The organism is Streptomyces sp. NBC_01217, from assembly GCF_035994185.1.
GTDB lineage: Bacteria > Actinomycetota > Actinomycetes > Streptomycetales > Streptomycetaceae > Streptomyces.
This window is the reverse complement of sequence record NZ_CP108538.1, coordinates 6148509-6170434: the sequence shown is the minus strand read 5'-3', so window position 1 is coordinate 6170434 and position 21926 is coordinate 6148509. Positions and strand designations below refer to the sequence as shown.

The window sequence follows — 21926 nt, the reverse complement described above, 5'->3', positions numbered from 1 at the left end:
GCAGTTGGGGAGGCTCCCGGAAGAATTGGTGGTCCCGGAAAGGGACACTAAGCAACGCGCCACATAGACGTCGGTTGCAGACTTGAGGTTAACACTACCGGCTCCAACAAACATTCCCCCTCTCACTCACCGGCAATCACTTCTCGCCTACGGGGCGAGCGGCAGCACACTCGCACCCGGGGCGTCGAGAGCGAGGCGGTTGGCCGCCCATCCCTCACCCGCCAGCTGTGCGACCTTGTCGGCCGCACCGTCCTCGGCCAGTGCGAGCACGGTCGGCCCGGCACCGGAGATGACTGCGGGCACGCCGTCGGCGCGCAGTCGGTTCACGAGCTCCACGCTCCGCGGCATCGCCGGGGCGCGGTACTCCTGGTGCAGCCGGTCCTCGGTGGCGGTGAGCAGCAGCTCGGGGCGTCTGGTCAGGGCCTCGACGAGGAGCGCGGCACGTCCTGCGTTGAAGGCGGCGTCCACATGCGGGACCGTGCGCGGCAGGAGGCCGCGGGCGGTCTCGGTCAGGACCGGCTTGCCGGGGACGAAAACCACCGGAACGATGGAATCTGCGGGATTCATCCTGATCGCACGGGCCGATCCGCCGTCCATCCAGGCAAGGGTGAACCCGCCGAGCAGACAGGCCGCGACATTGTCGGGGTGGCCCTCGATCTCGGTGGCGAGCTCCAGCAGCGCGGCGTCGTCGAGCCGGGCGTCACCCCCGGTCGTCACGGCTCGGGCGGCGACGATGCCGGCGCAGATGGCGGCGGAGGAGGAGCCGAGGCCGCGCCCGTGCGGGATGCGGTTGGCGCAGACGATCTCCAGGCCGCGGGGCTGTCCGCCCAGCAGGTCGAAGGCCGTGCGCAGGGAGCGTACGAGGAGGTGGTTCTCGTCGCGGGGCAGCGTGTCCGCGCCCTCACCGGCGATGTCGATGTGCAGCCCGGAGTCGGCCACGCGGACGACGACGTCGTCGTACAGCCCCAACGACAGGCCGAAGGCGTCGAAACCCGGGCCCAGGTTGGCGCTGGTCGCGGGGACGCGCACCCGGACGGCGGCGGCTCGGAAGGCGGGACCGGCCATCGGTTGGAGGACTCTCCTTGTGAGGCAGCGGGGGTGGTGAAGCGGTTTTTCGATACTGGCGGAGGTCGTGGCGGCGGGGAGTGGGATTCCGGGGAAACCGACGGCCACAACGGCCCTTCCCACGCGGCAGATGCGGCGGGGCGGGTTGGGTACAGCTTATCGAAGGAAGGTTCTGTGGCGACATAGGGCGCACAGGAGGCGCACGATGCGTGTCGCCCGCCTCCTATGCGCTCTCCGCCCCGAAAAGGGGCGGTTGAGCTGGGTTCTTACCGACAGGTGAGCCGGGTCGCCACCGCCGGCGCGCGGGGCTCCTGCCGGCAGCGGAGCCGGGTTCTCGTCGGGGGGCGAGCGGGGTTCTCGTCGTCGGGCGAGCGGGGTTCTCGTCGTCGGGCGAGCGGGCTTCCGGCCGGCGGCGAGCAATATTGCTACCGGCCGGTCCCGCACTCCTGGGCGGCCCTTACGCGAGGCCCAGCTTCTCCGCTGCCGTGACCGCGTCGACCGGGACCGTGACCGGCTGCGGGGCGCCCGCGACGGCCCAGTCGGGGTCCTTGAGCCCGTTGCCGGTGACCGTGCAGACGATCTTCTGGCCCGGGTCGACCTTGCCCTCCTCGGCGGCCTTCAGCAGACCGGCGACGGACGCGGCCGACGCGGGCTCCACGAAGACGCCCTCCTGGGAGGCCAACAGCCGGTAGGCGGCCAGGATCTGGCGGTCCGTCACCTCATCGATGAAACCGCCCGATTCGTCCTTGGCGTTCAGCGCGTACTGCCAGGAGGCCGGGTTGCCGATCCGGATCGCGGTGGCGATGGTCGACGGGTCCTTGACGATCTCACCGCGGACGATGGGCGCGGAGCCGGACGCCTGGAAGCCCCACATGCGCGGGGTGTGCGTGGACATGCCGTCGCCCGCGTACTCCTTGTATCCCTTCCAGTACGCGGTGATGTTGCCCGCGTTGCCGACCGGGAGGACATGGATGTCCGGGGCGTCGCCGAGCGCGTCGACGATTTCGAACGCGGCGGTCTTCTGGCCCTCGATACGGACCGGATTGACCGAATTGACCAGCGCCACCGGGTAGTTGTCCGAGAGCGAGCGGGCCAGCGTCAGGCAGTCGTCGAAATTGCCGTCGACCTGGAGGATCTTGGCGCCGTGCACGAGCGCCTGACCCATCTTGCCGAGCGCGATCTTGCCCTGCGGTACGAGGACGGCGCAGACCATGCCGGCCCGCACCGCGTACGCGGCGGCGGAGGCGGAGGTGTTGCCGGTGGAGGCACAGATGACGGCCTGTGCGCCCTCCTCCTTGGCCCGGCTGATCGCCATCGTCATTCCGCGGTCCTTGAAGGACCCGGTGGGGTTGGCGCCCTCCACCTTGAGGTGCACCTCGCAGCCCGTGCGCTCGGAGAGGACCTGAGCGGGGACGAGCGGCGTGCCGCCCTCACGAAGCGTGACGACGGGCGTCGCGCTCGTGACCGGAAGGCGGTCCCGGTACTCCTCGATGATGCCGCGCCACTGGTGGGTGCCCTTGCTGGTCATGGGTCCTTACTCCCCTTCAACACGCATGATGCTGGCGACACCGCGCACGGTGTCGAGCTTGCGCAGCGCTTCGACGGTCGCCGAGAGGGCGGCGTCGGGCGCGCGGTGGGTGACGACGACGAGAGATGCCTCGCCGCCTCCGTCCGGTCGGCCCTGCTGACGTACCGTATCGATGGATACGCCCTGTTCGGCGAAGACCGTCGCGACCTGGGCGAGTACGCCAGGCTTGTCGGCCACGTCGAGGCTGATGTGGTACCGCGTGACGACCTCGCCCATGGGACTGACCGGCAGGCGCGTGTACGCGGACTCACCGGGACCGGTGGCCTCGTTGAGCTTGTTGCGGCAGACCGCGACCAGGTCGCCGAGGACCGCGGACGCGGTCGGCGAGCCACCGGCGCCGGGGCCGTAGAACATGAGCTGTCCAGCCGCGTCGGCCTCGATGAAGACCGCGTTGTACGCCTCGCGGACGGAGGCCAGCGGGTGGCTCAGCGGGATCATCGCCGGATGCACGCGCGCGGTGACGGACCGCCCGTCGGCGGCGCGCTCGCAGATGGCGAGGAGCTTGACGGTGCAGCCCATGCGGCGGGCGGAGGCGATGTCGGCGGCGGTGACCTCGGTGATGCCCTCGCGGTGCACATCGCCGATCCTGACCCGGGTGTGGAAGGCGATACCGGCGAGGATCGCGGCCTTGGCGGCGGCGTCGAAGCCCTCGACGTCGGCGGTCGGGTCGGCCTCGGCGTATCCGAGGGCGGTGGCCTCGTCGAGCGCCTCGGAGTATCCGGCTCCGCTCGTGTCCATCCGGTCGAGGATGAAGTTGGTCGTGCCGTTGACGATGCCGAGGACCCGGTTGACCTTGTCACCGGCGAGGGACTCGCGCAGCGGCCGTACGAGCGGGATGGCACCGGCCACGGCGGCCTCGTAGTAGAGATCCCGGCCGTACTGCTCGGCGGCGGCGTGCAGAGCGGCGCCGTCCTCGGCGAGCAGCGCCTTGTTGGCGGAGACGACGCTCGCGCCGTGCTCGAAGGCGGTGGTGATGAGGGCACGGGCGGGCTCGATGCCGCCGATGACCTCGATGACGACGTCGATGTCGCCCCGTTTGACCAGGGCTGTCGCATCGGTGGTGATCAGTGCGGGGTCGACGCCCTCACGCACCTTGGAGGGCCGGCGTACGGCGACACCGGCGAGCTCGACCGGTGCGCCGATGCGCGCGGCGAGGTCGTCGGCGTGCGTCGTCATGATGCGCGCCACCTCTGAGCCGACCACTCCACAGCCCAGCAGCGCCACCTTCAGCGGACGCGTACGCATCATCCGACCTCGTTTCCTTGTACATCTGATGTGTGGACCAGTCTCACTCACCGGACGGGCGTTTCTGTCACTCGTCCGGATCCTGAGACATCTATTTCATCAGCCGACATCGAGTCGCAGGAGATCTTCCTCCGTCTCGCGCCGGACGATGACTCGCGCCTCTCCGTCGCGCACGGCGACGACGGGCGGGCGCAGGGCGTGGTTGTAGTTGCTCGCCATGGAGCGGCAGTACGCGCCGGTGGCGGGCACGGCGATGAGATCGCCGGGGGCCAGGTCGGACGGCAGGAACGCGTCCTTGACCACGATGTCACCGCTCTCGCAGTGCTTGCCGACGACGCGTACGAGCATCGGCTCGGCGTCGGAGGTGCGCGAGACGAGCGCGACGCTGTACTCGGCGTCGTACAGCGCGGTGCGGATGTTGTCCGACATGCCGCCGTCGACGCTGACGTACGTACGCAGCCCCTCCAGGGGCTTGATGGTGCCGACCTCGTACAGCGTGAACGCGGTGGGGCCGACGATGGCGCGCCCCGGCTCGACGGAGATCCGCGGGGTGGCGAGCCCGGCGGCCTCGCACTCGCGGGTCACGATGTCGCCGAGCGCCTTGGCGATCTCGTGCGGCTCGCGCGGGTCGTCCTCGGAGGTGTAGGCGATTCCCAGCCCGCCGCCCAGGTCGATCTCGGGCAGTTCGATGCCGTGCTCGTCACGCACCTCGGCGAGCAGCTGCACCACGCGCCGGGCGGAGACCTCGAAGCCGGCCATGTCGAAGATCTGCGAGCCGATGTGCGAGTGGATACCGATGAGTTCGAGCCCGTCGAGGGTGAGCGCCCTGCGCACCGCCTCGGCGGCCTGTCCCCCGGCGAGCGCGATGCCGAACTTCTGGTCCTCGTGCGCGGTGGCGATGAACTCGTGGGTGTGCGCCTCGACGCCGACGGTCACCCGGATCTGTACGCGCTGCCGCTTGCCGAGCGCCTGCGCGATGTGCGCGACCCGGGCGATCTCCTGGAAGGAGTCGAGCACGATCCGCCCGACACCGACGGTGATCGCCCGCTCGATCTCCGCGACGGTCTTGTTGTTGCCGTGGAAGGCGATGCGCTCGGCGGGCATTCCCGCGTCGAGCGCGGTGGTCAGCTCGCCGCCGGAGCAGACGTCGAGGTTGAGCCCCTCGTCCTTGAGCCAGCGCACGACGGCGCGCGACAGGAAGGCCTTCCCTGCGTAGAAGACATCGGCGTCACGCCCGAAGGCGTCGGCCCAGGCCCGGCAGCGGGCCCGGAAGTCGCTCTCGTCCAGGAAGTAGGCGGGGGTGCCGAACTCCTCGGCCAGCCGCGTCACTTCGATACCGCCGACGGTGACCGCGCCGTCCTCGTTGCGGGTGACGGTACGGGCCCAGACCTTCTCGTCCAGGGCGTTGAGGTCGGCGGGCGGGGCCGTGTAGTGCCCCTCCGTCATGGCATCGGCGTGACGGGGCCCGGCGGGGTGTGCGGATCGGCTCATCGTGTTGCTCTGCTTCTCTCGGATCTCTCAGAGGACTTCGGGTGCGCTGATGCCGAGCAGGGACAGGCCGCCTGCCAGCACCGTCCCGGCGGCTTCGGCAAGGGCGAGCCGGGAGCGGTGGGCGGCCGAGGGTTTCTCGTCACCGACGGGGAGCGGCCCGGCGCTGTCGTGGAAGTCGAAGAATGCCTGCGCGACCGCTTCCAGCTGCCGGGCGACCCGGTCCGGCTCGCGGTGGCGGGCGGCGGCGGCGAGCACACCGGGATGATCGGCGAGGAGTGCCCCGAGCGCGGGCGCGTCCACGCTCTCCTCGTACTCGGCGCGGAACCCGAGCTGCCGGGCGTTCCGGCTCAGCGCACGGGTGCGGGCGTACGCGTACCGCACCCGGAACAACGGATTGCTCTCCTGCTGTACGAGGAGCTCGTCGCTCCCCGTACACCGGGCGCGGTCGTGCGGGGCGGCCCGCAGCAGCGCCCAGCGCGCGGCGTCGCTCCCGAGCCGCGTGAAGAGATCACGGTCTTCGGCAGGCACGGGCACGACGTACAGTGCCTCGCCGTCCTCCGTACGCGCCCCGACGTCCGCCCCCTGGGCCCGGAGCAGTCGCTCGACGGTCCCGGTGACGACGCGGGCGCGCGGTTCGTCGACGGGTACGAACGAGACCGGCGCGCCGGCGAGGGCGTCCCCGTGCCCGTACTCCGTGCCGCACCCGCCCACGACCCGGACGACCGCTGCCAGGCCGTCCGAATCACCGAGGGTGAAGTTCAGGAACCCGGGCCCGGTGACCTCGACGCCATCGATCCCCGGCGCCCCCTGCACCCGCTCCCGGAGGATCTCGGCCACTTCCCCGGCCGGCAGCGCGGCGGGCCCGGCCAGCTGGAGGGCGACGGCACAGGCGTAGTCACCACGCCCGCCGGGGCGTGTCCGCTCCACTCGCACGCGCGCGGGCACGGGCGCGCGCAAGGCGTTCTCGTCGACCGCGCGGCGCACGGCGTGCAGCACGGTCCTGGAGAGATCGGCGGGGGTCACAGGACCAGCGTATGGGAGGAAGGGGGGCGCCCCGCGACCCGGTTTCGCCATGCGGTCACCCGGCGGCGCTCTCCGCCCTCCCGGCTCCGTGTCTGCCGTCGAGCGACGGCGGGGCCTCCCTGTCCATCAACTGCCGTACGAGCCGCACCAGCTCGCTCGGCTCGAAGGGTTTCGCCAGGAACGCATCGACCCCTGCGGCGACCCCGCTGTCCACCTCGTAAGGCGTACAGGCACTGACGATCGCCACGGGCACATGTCTGGTCCGCGGATCGGAGCGCAATCTGGTGGCGGTCTGCAGACCGTCCATCCGGGGCATGACGACATCGAGCGTGATCACATCGGGACGCACCCGGTGGACCAGATCCAGACACTCGACACCATCGGCCGCGGTCATGACCTCGAAGCCCTCAAGCTCAAGATTGACCCTGATCAACTGCCGGATGACCTTGTTGTCGTCGACAACAAGCACGCGGCCACACGCCCCTGACACACTCCGAGAGTAGGCGGGGTGTAGGGGCTGCGTCCGGGTTTTGCCCATTTCCGACCCCGGACGAGTGGCGCAAGGGGCGGCCGGATGCCCCCGGCCCCACCCGGCCATCGTCTCCGCGCACCCCGCACAGCCACCCACGTCACCGCCCGTTTCACCACCCGCACAACCACCCGTCCCACCGCCTCCGCCAACCCGGAAATACCTGTTCACGGACACCCTGCGGAAGCTGGTAGTGTTTCCCCCGTCGCCGCGTAACGCAGCGATACGCCCCCGTAGCTCAGGGGATAGAGCATCGGCCTCCGGAGCCGTGTGCGCAGGTTCGAATCCTGCCGGGGGCACTTCGCAGGAAGTGCCCAAGACCCCGTCTCCAGCGGAAACGCTGAGGTCGGGGTCTTCGCGTATGTACAGGCGCATGCCGCCCGGATGTTCAGTTCGGGCGACATCCTCAGATGGCGCTGCGGGCATCCACCAACCGTCGCTGCACATCCAGGACCAGATGCCGGAGACGTCCCGGCTGCACCGCTTCACGCTCCATCCACTCGTCCAGGCGAGGCCGCAAATGCCGCACCATTCCCTGCCCATGACGGCGCAGGACCGAGCAGCTGATCGAGATCTCCTCCTGGAGCTCCCTCCGGAGATCGTCGGTCCAACCCTCCGCGATGTCGCGCTGCCTCAACGGCTCCTTGAGGGCGGCCACCGCTTCATCGAGCGAAGTGAGCAGATCCATGGCCCCTCCGACGGGAACAGGGGCAGAACCCCCGAAGGCTGCCCGCTCATCGAACAGATGGGCAGCAGAGTACCTTCGGCCGACTTTCGCCGACCTCATGCGGGCCAGGCATCAGCCATCACGAAGGAAACAACCGTCCCGCCGAGACGACTGGGCCCTGAGTGCCAGGAGTCGGCGATGGAAGCGACGAGGAGCAGTCCGCGCCCATGCGCGTCACCGGCATCGGGGCACCGCAGCCGCACGTTCGCCGGGAACCCAGGATTGTGCACCTCTACGCGGAGGGAAGCCCCCTCCCGGAACCACTCCACCCGCACGACCCACGACTCGTCGGACCGACCATAGACAATGGCGTTGGTCACCAGCTCGGAGATCATCAGTACGCAGTCGTCGACCGAGCAGGCAACCTCGTACGGAGCGATGAGCTTCCGGAACCAGCGCCGCGCCATCCCCACCGAATCGGCTAAGGGGTGCAACGTCATCGCGCCGAGTCGCGGTGAGCCCTCACAGGGGTAGCGGTCGATCATGTAGGCCACAGTGCTCACTCCTTCCTTGCCGCTGCCGTCGCAGTCGAGGCAGCGCCGTTTCGGTGCGGCACGGACACGGTCGTTGGCGATGGAGAGCGCAAGGGCCGCGCGCGAGCTGATCCAGCCGCCGACCAAGTGGCCTTAGCCACTTAATGGATAGTGGCATTGGCCACTCGGGCCACGCAAGCGGTTCGCCGAAATGGCGAACGATCAGGTGAGGGGATAGCCCTGCTCGAACGCCCAGCGGTGCGGCGGGTAGGTGGCTTCGGCGAACTCCAACGGCCGGTCCTGGAGGTCGAACACGACATGGTGCACGATCAAGACCGCAGATCCAGGCCCCAGTTGAAGGTCTGCTGCCTCCTCGTCGGTCGCCTGCCGAGCGCACATACGGTCCTCGGCATAGCTCCCCTGCCGTCCCGTCACGCTCTCGACGTACATCAAGGTGCCCTCCTGGATCCGCTCGGGCTCCAGAAGCTTGGATGCCCGTTGCCCGACATCCGGGGCGAACCACGAGGTGGACAGGGTGATGGGGCCGTCCTGGTTGCTGGTCACGCGCCGACGGTGCACAGCCCGACGATCCTTCACCAGGCCCAGCGCCTCGGCTACGTACTCCGGCGCCTCCAGCCAGCCGGCCGAGGTGATCACCGCGTACTCACCAGGGGTGTAGATCTTCCCGACCTGCCGAGCCCGCCCGTACAACTCCCGTGCCCGGCGGTTGACTTCGAGGCTCCGTACGTACGTGCCCGACCCCTGCCGCTTCTCGACGAGCCCCTGGTGGCTCAACGCTTCCAGCGACCGTGCCGCCGTCGGCCGGGACACCTTCCAGTTCGCCGCCAACTGCCGCTCCGAGGGCACCTCGTCCCCGGGCCTCAGGTCGCCCCGAAGGATCTGATCGCGGATGTAGTGAGCGATCTGGAGATACTTCGGCTGCGCCTCCTCGATCTGAGGCATGTCCCCTCCTCGTCCAAGTGGCTATAGCCTCTGGCCACTATAGGGTGAGCGGTCAGACGCCGAACCCGTAATGTTGAGCACATGACGCGATTGATCGTCGCGGCAGGAGGAGGGGGCGACGCAGTCGCCGCCGCAATGCTTCACGCCGCCCTGTACGGCAACGAGGAACAGGCGGTGATCCTCACGTACGCGTGGGACCGTCTGCTGGTCGACCCGCTACCGGGGCCAAGAGGACCGTCTGACTTCACGGGCCTCGAACCCCTCACTCCATCTGTCCGGTCGGTGCCGTCCAAGGCCCGCCCGGTCGCTCCAGCAGGCTCGGCCCTTCCCCGACTCGCCGCAGAGCTCCCGCACACCTTCGCACTGATCGACCCGTACCACGGCGCCAAGGGCATCACATGCCAGCTCGAAGAGCTGGTGGCCCACTTGGAGCCGGCGTCGATCGACCTCCTGGACGTTGGCGGCGACATCGTCGCGCGAGGTGACGAGCCGACGCTCAAGAGCCCGCTGGCAGATGCCCTGACACTGGCCGCGTGCTGCGAGGTGAGCGCGCCCATCCGGCTACTGATCGCCGGCCCCAGCCTTGATGGTGAACTCCCGCTCGACGACGTGCGCGGTCTGCTCGGTCCTCTCATCCACACCTTGTCCGCGAGGGACGCAGAGCTGGTCGGCTCAATCCTGGAATGGCATCCCTCCGAGGCAACTGGGATGCTCGCGGCAACAGCGCGAGGAGTGCGAGGCGTCTGCGAGGTGCGGGACGCCGGCCTGCCTATTCCGCTCACGGACGACAGCCCGACAATCCATGAAGTCGACTTTGACGAGGCACTGAACCGCAACGAGTTGGCCCGCGCCATCCTGTCGACCACCACCCTGGACGAGGTCGAGGCACACAGCCGAGAAGTCTGCGGTTACTCGGAAATCGACTACGAGCGCAACAAGGCCGCATGGCTCAAGGACCGGCCGACAGTGAAGCTCGACGGCGACTCCGTCCTGTCCCGGCTCGACGAGTTCGAGAGCGAGGCCCGAGGCCGCGGAATCACCCACACGACGTTCCGCCACATCACAGAGGTCCTGAACCTCAACGGCTCACAGCGTGACGAACTGCGCCAGCTACTCATTCGCAGCCGCCCGGAGCAGTACAACGCACCCTTGTGGCGGATCGCATGAGAGACGATCACGAGCCCCCGTCCACCGCGGATCCGCCCGCCCCAGAGTGGACACTCACCCGAACCAGCTGGACAGGACTGCACCATGCCTACGGACGAGCCGCAGATGCGCCCAAGATCCTGGTAGCGCTATCGGATGCAGATCAGGCCGTAAGAACGCAGGCGCTGGACGACGTTCACGGCATCCTCCACCACCAGAACACGATCTACGAGGCGACGGTTCCTGTTGTGAGTCTTGTCGCGGCTCGTCCGGATATCGTAGCCCCGGTTGCCCGTCCGGAGCGGAGTGAAGTGGCAATTCAGTTCGAAGTCGACATGTTCATGGCGGCCGTTGACGGCCTGAGCTCCGTGCCACAGTCATGCCACATCGTGCGGTCAACCATGGTCAACGACGGCTCGCCGCAGTCGAGATGCCTCGTTGGGTAGGGGTGGCGCTACAGCCGCAGTGACCTGGGCGTCCCAGCGATCGACCGCGTCCGCCCTTACAACGCAGTAGTCGCGGGCTCCTCGGCAGGTCATGATCTGCCTATGGACGAGTACAACTGGCCAGCGCGCCGCCCCGACGTGCCGGGGCAGTCGTCGGAGGAAGTTTGGACGGCGACGCTTGCAGTTCTCCCTCTGGGGGCCTCCGTCGCGGGAGAGGTGATCGGACGTCAGCCCTTCGGCATCTTCATCCGGGTCGACGGACTTCCGAACGCCGTGGCGCTCGCCGAGATCATTGCCATGCCCGAGGGGATGGGACTACCCATTCTCGGGGCACGCATCCGCGGTGAGGTCATCGGGCACGCTGAGCACAACCACCAGGTGAGAGTTCGGCTGCACGGGTCAGGAACGGCGCTTGGGTGATCACGTCTGGGGCCTCCCCGGGGGGTGAGGGGGCTCGGGTTAGTGTGCGGCGCATGACCAGCGATGTACCGGCCTGTCCTGGGTGCGGCTAGCCCATGAAGTCGGGTGGCCTCGTGCTCTCCAAGCGAGAGGACGATGGTCGGCGGAGGTGCCGATCGCTGCGGGGGTGTGCCAGTCGGCACACCCTGGTGGAGCTGAGCGGATCGGCCGGACGAGCCCTTGGAGATCTTCCCTGTGCCGGAGTTGTTCGGCTGACATCCAGCGCTGACATCAACGACCACCGACAGCTGCACCTTTGAGCGGCCGTAGATGACTCTCGTGCGCGCAGCTGGGCCCAGCCGAGGCCGAGATAGAGCGAACTTACAAGGCGGTGGTCGACGAGCCTGCCGATGCAATCATGCTCTAGCCACGGATGGGTACGGATGATCCGCGGGCCCCTGGCGCCGGCGGCGGACGCGGTTCAGTAAAGCTGGGTGGCAACCGTCGCGATGCTACCCGGTGGGCGTCCCGCGTCAACGGAGAGATCACTGGCCGCCAGTAGTAGTTCGGTGTCTTCATGGGGTCGCAGGAATCTGCAGCTGTCCGCTTACAAACCCTACGAGTTGACACAACAGAGCCACTCGCCAGCACGTTGCCAATGAGGCGAATGGCCCTCCGTAGCAAGGCCAGATCTGGAATCTACTCCAAGTCAGTTTCTTCATCGAACCCCTCTATAGGGTCGAGTTCAGCAGCGGGTGACTCCACAACCTCCCCCTTGCCTTCCTTCAGCTTCGAAGCCGAGAGCTTCCTCCTGGCATCAATCTGGGACGTTCTGACGTCGAGTCCAAAGCGCGACGAAACTTCTTTCGCGAGCTGCTTCGCCCTGACCGTAAGCTCAGCCCGGATCCACCGGCTGACCTCTGTGGACAACTTCTCCGGGAACGAGGAAGAGCCTTGTGACCTGCGATGATGGGAGTTCTTGAGGCTTCCAGCACGCACGATGACAAGGCTCTTCCGAGATGCAATCTTCCCATGCCGCCGTCCATGTCTCCGCACTCTTCGACGAGCCGAATCTGATCGCGGATGCGGGGCTGCTTCCGCTGATCGCGCTCGCCGAACGGGTCGGCCTGCCCGGTCTGGCCGCCCAGGTCCGCATCGAGGCGGCCGACAACAGCGGCGGCGCCCATCCGGCGGCCAAGGTGCTGTCGCTGCTGGGCGCGATGTGCTCGGGGGCCGACTCCATCGATGATGCCGACCGGCTGCGGCACGGCGCAATGGACCGGGCCTTCGCCGGGATACGCGCCCCGTCCACGCTGGGCACCTTCCTGCGCTCCTTCACCCACGGCCACAACCGGCAACTCCACCGTGTGCACCGGGAATTCCTGGCCCGCCTCGCGACCCGTACCCCGCTGCTGCCCGGCGCCGGGCAGCTGATGTTCATCGACATCGACCCCACCCACCGCCGGGTCTACGGACGGGCCAAGCAAGGCGCCGAGCACGGGCGCCTGAAGGGGCAGCGCACCCTGCACCCGATCATGGCCACCCTGTCCACCCCGCTCGCCCGGCCGGTGATCGGTGCGGTCCGCCTGCGCCGCGGCAAGGCCGCCGACGTCCGCGGCGCGAAAAGCTTCGTCGCCCAGGCCCTGGCCATCGCGAAGGACGCGGGCGGAACCGGAATCCGGATGGTGCGGGCGGACAGCAAGTTCTACACCGCCGATGTGGCCGCCGCCTGCCACAGGTCCGGTGCCCACTTCTCCCTCACCACGGGCATGAACCCCTCCATCGCCGCCGCGATCGGCCGCATCACCGAGGACGCCTGGATCCCGATCCGCTACCCCGAGGCGTTCGTGGATCCCGACACCGGCGAGATGGTCTCCGACGCCGAGGTCGCCGAGACCGAGTACACCGCGTTCACCGGACGCAAGAAGGCCGAGCAGGTCACCGCCCGTCTGATCGTGCGACGGGTGCGACGCCTGAACCCGCAAGCAGCCACCGGGCAGGGCGAGTTGTTCGACTCCTGGCGCTACCATCCCATCTTCACCAACAGCCCCTTCGGCATGCTTCAGGCCGAACTGCACCACCGGCAACACGCTGTCGTGGAACAGGCGATCGCGGACGGGAAGTCCTCCGCGCTCGCCCACCTGCCCTCGGGAAACTTCCAGGCGAACGCCGCCTGGCTGATCCTGTGGGCCATGTCGCACAACCTGCTGCGGGCCGCCGGCGCCCTGGCCTCGGCCTTCCACGCCAAGGCCACCACCGCCACACTCCGCGCCCACCTGATCCACGTCCCCGCCCGACTCGCCCGCACCGCGAGGACCAAGCTGACCGCCCACCTGCCCGCCAACTGGCCCTGGCAGGCCGCCTACCAGGACTTGTTCGAGGCCGTCCATCACCCACCGTCAACACCCTGACGGCCTCCATCGACACCGCACCCTGACGGCCGCACCGGCCACCGGCACCACCGCCCCAGCCCCGACTCGCAAAACACCTCGGACAGGCCGCGACCCGAGCGCGGCGGGCGCCGCCCGCCCTCGAACCCAAGCCCCACACCACCATCAGCCCTCGGCGAGAAATCGGACCTCGGAAACATCAGCCGGTGGATCCGGGCTCAGGCTCCACGTGGCGCTCGGCATGAATCACGTACACGAAGTAGCCAAGCTTAGAGGATGTCTCACGTGGTGATGGTGTGAGCTGCGGCATGATGTCTCTTCGTGAGTGCCGATCTTTCGCAGCGGCTGGTTCCTGACGGTCTGTGGGAACTCGTCGCCCCGTTGTTGCCGTCGTTCAGCTCCCGTCCGCAGGGCGGTGGGACTGCGCCGCTGAACGAGCGGGCCGTGTTCACGGCGGTGGTGTACGTGCTGACCAGCGGGTGCGCCTGGCGGCACCTGCCGGAGACGTTCGGGGTATCGCCCGCGACGGCGCACCGCCGGTTCACCGCGTGGACCGAGGCCGGGTTGTGGCGCCGATTGCACCGGGCGGTGCTGGATGAACTCGGCGCCAGGGGTGAGCTCGACTGGACCTCCGCGATCGTCGATGCGGCGTCGGTGCGGGCGAAAAGGGGGGCTCGCTGACCGGGCCGAATCCGGTCGATCGCGGCAAGAAGGGCAGCAAACTGCACGTGCTGTCCGAGGCCCAGGGCCTGCCGCTGGCCGTGGCGGTCTCGGGTGCGAACCTGCACGACAGCCAGGCGTTCAAGCCGCTGATCCTCGGCATACCCGCCGTCCGCTCCCGGCGCGGGCCCCGTCGGAGACGGCCCGTGAAGATCCGCGCGGACAAGGCGTACTACTCCGCGGAACACCTGCGCTGGCTCCGCGCCCGGAACCTCGTCCCACGCATCGCCCGTCCCGGCATCGAGTCCGGCGAGCGCCTCGGCCGACACCGGTGGAAGATCGAGCGGTCGATCTCCTGGCTCTTCGGCTACCGCCGCCTCACCGTCCGGTATGAGCGAAAGGGCAGCCACTTCCTCGCCTTCCTCGGCCTCGCCGCAGCCCTGACCTGCTACAAGAGACTCGCCAAGATCACCACGTGAGACATCCTCTTAATGCCTTCCGACTTGAGGTATTGAACTGTTTGCTTCGTGAGGCCATGCCAGAAATACGGATTGGATGCAAGCTTTATCTCCAGAAGTGCCCGAGATTCCCAATTCTGCACGAATTTGAAATCGACGGGCCCTCTCCCAGCATTCGCCTCGGCTGTCATGTCGACACCTACTGCTCGGCAGTAGTGCCACACTGTATGCCTGAAAAGGCTTTGAACAGCTCTCTCGCTGACGAATCTATCGTCGCGCCACAAGTGCATCCACAAGTCGGATTCTTCTATTGCATGCTGGAAGGTTCCGATGATGGCCTGAATGAATTCAGGGAACTGCTCAGGTCCTGACGGAGTAAATGTTAAAGGGTTCCTATCGGCGAGATCTTTTGCCGCCTCGTACGCCCTGACGCGGAAGAGCGGATCCCCCTCCAAGTCGTAGGGCTTCTTCTCCTCGGCTTCTTTCTCCTCAAGGTAGCCGCCGTCGGCGATCGTGAGTGTCCTGCCGACTGCGGCCTTGGCGCCGGATTCATCCCACGCCTTGCAGTCGTTGCGGTTCCCGGGCAGCGGTCGGCCGACCACGACGACGAGCCGAGTGTCGGCATCGATGACGATCTGGTGGTTGGTGGAGTACCGGTAGTTCTTCGACTGCGCGGCGATGGTGTGGTCGCGGGTGGGGACCAGAGTGCCGTCCACGATGAGCACGGTGGCCTTGGCGAACCGCTTGCGGGGCTGGAGCGCGAGCATCGGCCCGAGGTGGTCGATGATGCGGTCCGCCAATGACTTGGAGACCCCGAACCGCGGGGCCAGCTGGCGCATCGTTAGGTTCGTGCGCCAGTACGCCGCGACCAGCAGTGCCCGGTCCTCCAGCGGCAGGCCCCACGGCCGACCCTTGCGGACCGCGTCCGCGCCCTCGCGCCGCAAAACCGTCATCAGCTTCCCGAAGGCGCGCGGGCTCAGCCCGGTGAACGGGGCTATCCACGAGGGCTCCGACGCCGTGATCACACCAGCCATACGGCAGATCATTTCAGTTGCCGACACGTCTCCCCGCGGCCGATCCTGAGCACCGGGCAAGCAAGGAGGAACAGAGTGGGGCTCATGCTCTCCCCCGGAGGCGACGACGTGACCAGCCCAGACGTCTCCTGGTCCTATAGCGGCTTCAACATGTTCAGGGAGTGGCTGGCCCAGGCAGAGGGATTCACCCTTGCGGAGATGAACGGATTCGGTGGAGACCGCATGTGGAGCAGCGTCTCCACCACGCTGGCACCACTACTCGACCATCCAGACGACGACGGCTCTCTCGCGCCCGTTCAATGCGCGGCCATGCTGCCCAGACTGGAAGCAATCACCAACCAGCAGCAACACGAGGACGGTGGCCATGTCCTTGAGCGACACATCGACGACGTGCGCCAACTGGTCACCGTCATGAAGTACTGCATGGAGAAGGAAGTCGAGCTCATCTTCTGCTGACCGCTGCGGGCTGTCTCCCACTGGAGATGAGGAGCAGTTGCGGGACAGCCCTTGGCCCTGTCCTGTCGATCTCGGCCGTCAGCGGTCACACTCCGATGAAGCTCACCGTTTCCGTCATGTCCGCCCGCCCGGTACGCAGCCTTGGTACGCCTTCCTTCTCAAATCCCACTGAAATGCCACAGAACAGCACAAGCTCGTCATCGGCTCCGACTATTCGGCTGACGGTCTTGCGGCACATGGTCCACATCACCTGGGGGCAGCTGTGCAATCCTTCCGCCCTCAGCAACAGCATGACCGTCTGCAGGTACATCCCCGCGTCACCCCACTGCCCGGGCCCCATCGTCCGGTCGAGGTAGCAGAACAAGACGACCGGCGCCCCGAACGCCTCCGAGTTCAAGGTAGCGATCTTCTGGGGCCGGTCGGGGTCGTCGCGCTCAATCCCCAGCGCTTCGTATCGCTGAGCCGCCGCAGCGGAGAAGCGGTCCAGATACGGCGAGGTCAGTTCGTCCGGGTACATCGGATACTCCCGCTCATCACCCGGGTCTCCCGCCAGTGACCTGGCCGTCGCGCACTTCTTCAGTTCGGCCAAGGGTTCCCCGCTCACGACATACATGCGCCACGGCTGGAGGTTCCCGCTGGACGGAGCCCGCGTTGCTGCGGTCAGCACCCGTTCGAGGACCTCCTTGGGCACCGGCTCATCGCTGAACGCCCGTACAGCCCGGCGGCTGTCCACGGCCTCATACACATCCACGTCTTCGCGTCCTCTCATTCAGCCGGGCCCCTCCACCGTATTCAGCGGTCAGCACCGAGCATCGCCGGGGGCTGGACGACATCCCGACGGTCAGTCAGTCGTTGATGTGACTATGGGGAGTAGGAGTGATCTGACAGATGCCCAGTGGGAGCGGCTGGAGCCGCTCCTGCCGGTGAGCAATGGGCGTTGCGGCAGGTGGCGGGACCATCGCCAGGTCGTGAACGGGGTGCTTTTCCAGATACGCACGGGCGTGCAGTGGCGCGATTTGCCGGAACAATACGGACCGTGGAAGACGGTGCACGAGCGCCATCGCCGCTGGTCGGCGGACGGAACGTGGGAAATGCTCCTGCGGCGGGTCCAGGCTGAGGCGGACGCGGCCGGCGAGATCGACTGGAACGTCTCGGTCGACTCGACGTCCGTGCGCGCCCACCACCACGCCGCCGGCGCCCGGCACGCTCCGCCGCCCGTCCTCAAAGGGGGCTTTGGCCGGGCGGTCAAAGCCGCTCGGATCCGGGCGGAACTGATCAACCGGCTGGCGGGGGTAGTGCGGGAGGTGAGGCGCTCGGCCGCTCGCGCGGCGGGTTCACCACCAAGATCCACCTGAGTGCGGACGGCCGTTGCCGGGTGCTCTCGCTGGTCATCACGCCCGGGCAGTGTGCCGACTGCACCCAGTTCGAGCCGGTCATGGACAAGATCCGTGTGCCGAGGTTGACCAGCGGCAGGCCTAGTACGAAGCCGGACAGCGTCAGCGCCGACAAGGGCTACAGCAACCGCCGAACCCGCCGCTACCTGCGCAGACGAGGAATCCGGCATGTCATCCCGGAGAAGGCCGACCAGGCCGCCAACCGGGTCCGACGCGGCAGCGCCGGGGGTCGGCCGCCCGGTTTCGACAGGGACCGCTACAAGAAGCGCAACACCGTCGAACGGGCGATCAACAGGCTGAAGACCTTCCGCGCGGTTGCGACCAGGTTCGACAAGCGCGGCTACGTCTACCTCGGCACCGTCACCGCAGCCGCACTCGTCATCTGGCTCCGCTCATGATCGCCAGGACACTGCCTAGTTGGATCGCAGAAGCACGATGACCTGCGCCTACGGCATAGTCCGAAGGGCCCTCCGGAGCCGTGTGCGCAGGTTCGAATCCTGCCGGGGGCACCTTGTGCAAGGTGCCGGACAGGCCCTTTGATCAGGCATCGCGCCGGATCTGAGGGCCTGTTGTCATGTGCGGTCGTGTCCGTTCGGGGTGCAGTACCGGACCGGCGGCCGGTCGGCCGCCGGTCGGTTCGGGGCGTCCGGTCGTCTACTCGTCCATGCCCTCCTGGCCGCCGGAGCCGATCTGTTCCGCGCGCAGGGCCAGGTCCTGGAGTACGTCGGCGGAGGTGACGTCCGTCTGTCCGGAGTCGTGGACCTGGGCCAGCATCGCGAAGGCCAGGGTGAACGCGCCGACCAGCTGCTCCACCGCGCCGCCGACCTCCCGGCCGACGAGGACGGCGACCTCTTCGATCGAGGCGTCCTCGGGGATCGTGATCCGGGGCATCGTCTCGTTCAGGAGCGCGGTCACCACGCTCGGATCGGTTTCCACGTCGTCGCGGTCGACGTTCTCTTCGAGGAGCCGGCGGATCTCGCCCGCCTCCGTGAGGATGCCCACGACACGCTTCACCACTTCGCTCTGCTCCATCCCGTGAGCATAGGCGGGCAGCCGTGCGGCCCGGGGCCGGTCGGATGTTCGCGTCTCCGGGGGCGGGCGGCCCTCGCCGTCGGGATCGGCGTCGGACTCAGTTCACCGGCAGCCCCGGTGCCGGGTAGCCGGCCATCAGGGTCTTCACCTCGTCGCGGACCTTCTCGATGGTGGGCTCGTCGCCCGTGCGGGCCGCCTCGACCACGCGGGTGATCCATTGCGCGACCGTGGCCATCTCCGAGGCCGGGATGGAGCGGGAGGTCAGGGCCGGGGTGCCGATGCGGATGCCGGAGGGGTCGAAGGGCTTGCGGGGGTCGTAGGGGACGGTGTTGTAGTTGACGACGATTCCGGCGCGGTCCAGGGCCTTGGCCGCGATCTTGCCCGGGACACCGCGGGAGGTCAGGTCGATCAGGAGGAGGTGGTTGTCCGTGCCGCCGGAGACCAGGTCGAAGCCGCGGGAGGCCAACTCCTCGCCCAGGGCGCGGGCGTTGGCGACCACCTGGTGGGCGTAGGTGCTGAAGTCGGGGCGGGCGGCTTCCTTGAGCGCGACCGCGATCGCCGCCGTCGTCTGGTTGTGGGGGCCGCCCTGGAGGCCGGGGAAGACGGCACGGTCGATGGCGCGGGCGTGTTCGGCCCGGCTCAGCAGCATCGCGCCGCGCGGGCCGCGCAGGGTCTTGTGGGTGGTGGTGGAGACCACGTCGGCGTACGGGGCGGGCGAGGGGTGTGCGCCTCCGGCGATCAGGCCGGCGATGTGGGCGACATCGGCGACCAGGACCGCGCCGACCTCCTTGGCGATCTCGGCGAAGCCCGCGAAGTCGATCGTCCTGGGCACGGCCGTACCGCCGCAGAAGATCAGCTTGGGGCGTTCCGCGAGGGCCAGGTCGCGTACCTCGTCCAGGTCGATGCGGCCGGTGTCGCGCCGCACGCCGTACTGCACCCCGCGAAACCAGGTACCGGTCGCCGAGACGCCCCAGCCGTGCGTGAGGTGACCGCCCATCGGCAGTGACATGCCGAGCACGGTGTCGCCCGGCTTCAGGAACGCCAGGTACACCGCGAGGTTGGCGGGCGAGCCGGAGTACGGCTGCACATTGGCGTGGTCCATCCGGAAGAGCGCCTTGGCCCGTTCGACGGCGAGGGTCTCGACCTGGTCGATGTTCTGCTGGCCCTCGTAGTACCGCTTGCCCGGGTAGCCCTCGGAGTACTTGTTCTGGAGGACGGTGCCCGATGCCTCAAGCACCGCGGCGGAGACGTAGTTCTCACTGGGGATCAGGCGCAGGGTGTCCGCCTGGAGCTGTTCCTCGGACGCCACCAGTGCGGCGATCTCCGGGTCGGTTGCTGCCAGAGCGTCATGGCGGGTGTGCGGCGGTACGGATACGGTCACGGGGTCCTCCCGGGTCGGTCGCATTGCTGCAGTGGACCCGGATGCCCAGGCGGACGGCTCTCCGGCGGTGACGCCCCCCGGGCGGGCCCGGGGTGTGCCGCTCCCTCGTGGTCGGTTCCACGGAGCACCCCTGCCGGGGTACGCGCCAGTCGCGGCGCCCTCACATTATCCGGTGTGGGGGTCGTGCGCGCTTCTATACCGGTTCGGGACCGGTCCGGGGTGCGTGAGCCGACGTGCGGACCGGGGCCCGGATTGACACCGTTCGGGGGCTCGTGGATGGTAATCACACCGGGTGCGGTTCTGGGCCCGACTCGCTCAACGGTTGGGGGGCCGACGTGAGTTGGGACGATCAGCGCTTCGGGGCGGGGGCTTGTCCGCCGCCTCCGCCACCGCCGCCGGCACCCCCGCGCCGGCCGCCGACTGTCGGGCCGCCGCCACCCGGGGGTGGTCTCCGTTCCGTGGCCGTGGCGTTGCTCAATCTGGGTGGCTTCGGGCTCGGCTATGCGCTGATGCGGTGCTGGTTCAGGGCGGCAGTGTGCTGCGTGGCGACCGGTGCGCTGCTGCTCGCCTCGCTGCCCGCCGACCCCGACGGGGTGGCCAGGGGGCTCGTCGTCGCGTATCTCCTGGCACTGGCCCTGGCGGCCCTGGACGGGGCGCGGACCGCCCGGCGCCGGACCGTCGGCGGGTCGTGGCGGCCGGTGGTGGCGGCCGTGGCCGGTCTGGTGCTGCTGGCCGTGCCCGCGGGGGGCGTGGTGTTCTACGGCTCCGCGCAGGACGAGGCCGTGGAACAGATGCTGCTCGACCGGCTGGACAGGGGCGACAGGACCGTCGAGGCCGCGTCGGCCAAGCCCTTCGACGCCGCGCGGGGCGACTACCGCTCGGCGCTCGCCGTCTACCGCGAGCTCGGTGAGGAGCACGCCGGGTCCGGGGCCGGGAAGCTCGTACCGTCGCGGCTCGACGCGTACTACCGGGCCGTCTCGGCACCGTACCGGCAGAAGAAGCACTGTGAGGCCATCGAGCCGCTGACCCATCTGCGGACCGTGCCCGAGTCCATCGACCCGGAGCTGCTCGGCGATCTCGTCGGTTATCCGGACGGTCCGCTGGCCACCTCCCTGTACGAGTGCGGGGTGTCCCGGCTGGGCGACACGTCCGCCGGTGCGGAGGGTGGCGAACTGGGCGAGCTGCTGCGTGCGTTCCCCGGATCGGCGCAGGCCAAGAAGGTGGGAGCGGCGGTCTCCAAGGAGATCTCGGAGCAGAGCCGGGCCGTACGCGGGAGCGATCCCTGCGCCGCCACGGACACCTTGCGACGGGTCCGCGCGACGGCGCTGTCGCTGCCGGACAAGTCGGTCTCGGTGCTGGCCGGGAGCGCCGACGGCGGTATCGAGAACGGTGTCTACGCCTGCGGGCTCGCGGAGTTCAAGGCCAAGCGGTTCGGCGACGCGCGACAGACGCTGACGGAGTTCGCCGCCACGTACAAGAAGGACAAGCGCAGGGCGCGGGCCCGGGACATCGCCATCGCCGCCGAGATCGCCGACACCCGGCCGGCGGCCGGGAAGCACCTGCCGCCCTCGGACCGGGCGGGCGGGGCCCGGATGCAGCTCGTCATCAGCAACGACGCCCCCGACGGGGTCGAGATCCTGTACACCGGGCCGGTGACGGGGAAGGTCGACATCGGGGGGTGCGGCAGTTGCAGGTCGTACACCTGGGCGAGCGGTTCCGTGTCGGCCTGCAAGGCCAAGGGGAAGAGCTATCCGCGGGTGACGCTGTGGCTGCCCGCGGGTGAGTACCACTTCCTCTACAAGCACCGAGGGGGCACCGCCTCCGACACGAGTGTGACGAGTTACGCGGACGGGTCGAGGATCCAGCCCGGGTATCGGTACACCGGCTGTACGTACGTGTCCAGTTCGTCCTCGCTCGGCACCGGCCCTGCGGAACCGGTCTCCGGCTCCGGCTCGGACGCCTGACGGAGCATTTCCCTGGAACGGGATGAACCACCCCGTCAATCAGTCCACTTGATCGATTCTTG

21 protein-coding genes and 1 tRNA gene are annotated in these 21926 nt (G+C 68.4%); 8 read left to right on the top strand and 14 right to left on the bottom strand.

Annotated elements, in window-relative coordinates:
* Positions 1-147 precede the first annotated feature (147 nt).
* The 6 genes from thrB to OG507_RS27675 all read right to left on the bottom strand — a co-directional run bounded on the left by thrB (position 148) and on the right by OG507_RS27675 (position 6950).
* Positions 148-1065, bottom strand: a complete 918-nt coding sequence (gene thrB / locus OG507_RS27700; RefSeq protein ID WP_327369871.1) for a homoserine kinase — start codon at positions 1063-1065, stop codon at positions 148-150.
* 457 nt (positions 1066-1522) lie between these two features.
* Positions 1523-2593: a threonine synthase gene (gene thrC / locus OG507_RS27695; protein ID WP_327369870.1), complete on the bottom strand. Its 1071-nt coding sequence runs from the start codon at positions 2591-2593 to the stop codon at positions 1523-1525.
* Between the two features lie 6 nt (positions 2594-2599).
* Entirely contained in the window at positions 2600-3898 is a 1299-nt protein-coding gene (locus OG507_RS27690; RefSeq protein WP_327372121.1) for a homoserine dehydrogenase, read from the bottom strand.
* 99 nt (positions 3899-3997) lie between these two features.
* A complete protein-coding gene (gene lysA / locus OG507_RS27685) occupies positions 3998-5389 on the bottom strand; it encodes a diaminopimelate decarboxylase (protein ID WP_327369869.1) in 1392 nt (463 codons plus the stop codon).
* 27 nt (positions 5390-5416) lie between these two features.
* Positions 5417-6412: an ArgS-related anticodon-binding protein NrtL gene (nrtL, locus tag OG507_RS27680; protein WP_327369868.1), complete on the bottom strand. Its 996-nt coding sequence runs from the start codon at positions 6410-6412 to the stop codon at positions 5417-5419.
* A gap of 55 nt (positions 6413-6467) precedes the next feature.
* Positions 6468-6950: a response regulator gene (locus OG507_RS27675; protein WP_327369867.1), complete on the bottom strand. Its 483-nt coding sequence runs from the start codon at positions 6948-6950 to the stop codon at positions 6468-6470.
* 218 nt (positions 6951-7168) lie between these two features.
* On the opposite strand from OG507_RS27675, the gene OG507_RS27670 reads away from it, so the two are divergent.
* A tRNA-Arg gene (locus OG507_RS27670) sits at positions 7169-7240 on the top strand.
* Positions 7241-7347: 107 nt separating this feature from the next.
* Here OG507_RS27670 and OG507_RS27665 read toward each other — a convergent pair.
* The 3 genes from OG507_RS27665 to OG507_RS27655 form a co-directional block, all read right to left on the bottom strand.
* Complete coding sequence (locus tag OG507_RS27665) at positions 7348-7629, bottom strand: hypothetical protein (protein WP_327369866.1); 282 nt, start codon at positions 7627-7629, stop codon at positions 7348-7350.
* A 95-nt stretch (positions 7630-7724) separates the two neighbouring features.
* On the bottom strand, positions 7725-8162 hold the full coding sequence (locus OG507_RS27660) for an ATP-binding protein (RefSeq protein WP_327369865.1): 438 nt from the start codon (positions 8160-8162) through the stop codon (positions 7725-7727).
* A gap of 201 nt (positions 8163-8363) precedes the next feature.
* The gene (locus tag OG507_RS27655; RefSeq protein ID WP_327369864.1) at positions 8364-9104 is read right to left on the bottom strand and encodes a GntR family transcriptional regulator; all 741 of its coding nucleotides are present in this window, start codon (positions 9102-9104) and stop codon (positions 8364-8366) included.
* An 81-nt stretch (positions 9105-9185) separates the two neighbouring features.
* Here OG507_RS27655 and OG507_RS27650 point away from each other — a divergent pair, with 81 nt between their 5' ends.
* Both OG507_RS27650 and OG507_RS27645 read left to right on the top strand, forming a co-directional pair.
* Entirely contained in the window at positions 9186-10271 is a 1086-nt protein-coding gene (locus tag OG507_RS27650) for a DUF1152 domain-containing protein (RefSeq protein WP_327369863.1), read from the top strand.
* Positions 10272-10798: 527 nt separating this feature from the next.
* The gene (locus tag OG507_RS27645; RefSeq protein WP_327369862.1) at positions 10799-11116 is read left to right on the top strand and encodes a hypothetical protein; all 318 of its coding nucleotides are present in this window, start codon (positions 10799-10801) and stop codon (positions 11114-11116) included.
* 678 nt (positions 11117-11794) lie between these two features.
* Here the strand turns inward: OG507_RS27645 and OG507_RS27640 are convergent.
* A complete protein-coding gene (locus tag OG507_RS27640; RefSeq protein ID WP_327369861.1) occupies positions 11795-12094 on the bottom strand; it encodes a hypothetical protein in 300 nt (99 codons plus the stop codon).
* Between the two features lie 20 nt (positions 12095-12114).
* On the opposite strand from OG507_RS27640, the gene OG507_RS27635 reads away from it, so the two are divergent.
* Positions 12115-13506, top strand: a complete 1392-nt coding sequence (locus tag OG507_RS27635) for an IS1380 family transposase (protein ID WP_327365118.1) — start codon at positions 12115-12117, stop codon at positions 13504-13506.
* A 300-nt stretch (positions 13507-13806) separates the two neighbouring features.
* A protein-coding gene (locus OG507_RS27630; protein WP_327369860.1) for an IS5 family transposase occupies positions 13807-14624 on the top strand; the annotation gives its coding sequence in 2 pieces (ribosomal slippage) (positions 13807-14154 and positions 14157-14624; 816 coding nt in all).
* Here OG507_RS27630 and OG507_RS27625 read toward each other — a convergent pair.
* A complete protein-coding gene (locus tag OG507_RS27625) occupies positions 14594-15637 on the bottom strand; it encodes a transposase family protein (protein WP_327369859.1) in 1044 nt (347 codons plus the stop codon). The two genes, OG507_RS27630 and OG507_RS27625, sit on opposite strands and share 31 nt — an antisense overlap.
* A gap of 84 nt (positions 15638-15721) precedes the next feature.
* Here OG507_RS27625 and OG507_RS27620 point away from each other — a divergent pair, with 84 nt between their 5' ends.
* Positions 15722-16093, top strand: coding sequence for a hypothetical protein (locus tag OG507_RS27620; protein WP_327372120.1), 372 nt, complete (start codon positions 15722-15724; stop codon positions 16091-16093).
* An 85-nt stretch (positions 16094-16178) separates the two neighbouring features.
* On the opposite strand, the gene OG507_RS27615 is transcribed toward OG507_RS27620, so the two are convergent.
* On the bottom strand, positions 16179-16844 hold the full coding sequence (locus OG507_RS27615) for a nitroreductase (RefSeq protein WP_327369858.1): 666 nt from the start codon (positions 16842-16844) through the stop codon (positions 16179-16181).
* A gap of 112 nt (positions 16845-16956) precedes the next feature.
* Here OG507_RS27615 and OG507_RS27610 point away from each other — a divergent pair.
* A protein-coding gene (locus OG507_RS27610; RefSeq protein WP_442811029.1) for an IS5 family transposase occupies positions 16957-17885 on the top strand; the annotation gives its coding sequence in 2 pieces (ribosomal slippage) (positions 16957-17335 and positions 17335-17885; 930 coding nt in all).
* Positions 17886-18141: 256 nt separating this feature from the next.
* Here OG507_RS27610 and OG507_RS27605 read toward each other — a convergent pair.
* Together OG507_RS27605 and glyA are read right to left on the bottom strand one after the other, a co-directional pair.
* Positions 18142-18519, bottom strand: coding sequence for a hypothetical protein (locus tag OG507_RS27605; RefSeq protein WP_327369857.1), 378 nt, complete (start codon positions 18517-18519; stop codon positions 18142-18144).
* A gap of 97 nt (positions 18520-18616) precedes the next feature.
* Complete coding sequence (gene glyA, locus OG507_RS27600; protein ID WP_442811028.1) at positions 18617-19924, bottom strand: serine hydroxymethyltransferase; 1308 nt, start codon at positions 19922-19924, stop codon at positions 18617-18619.
* 434 nt (positions 19925-20358) lie between these two features.
* Here glyA and OG507_RS27595 point away from each other — a divergent pair, with 434 nt between their 5' ends.
* On the top strand, positions 20359-21864 hold the full coding sequence (locus OG507_RS27595) for a hypothetical protein (RefSeq protein ID WP_327369855.1): 1506 nt from the start codon (positions 20359-20361) through the stop codon (positions 21862-21864).
* Positions 21865-21926: the final 62 nt, after the last annotated feature.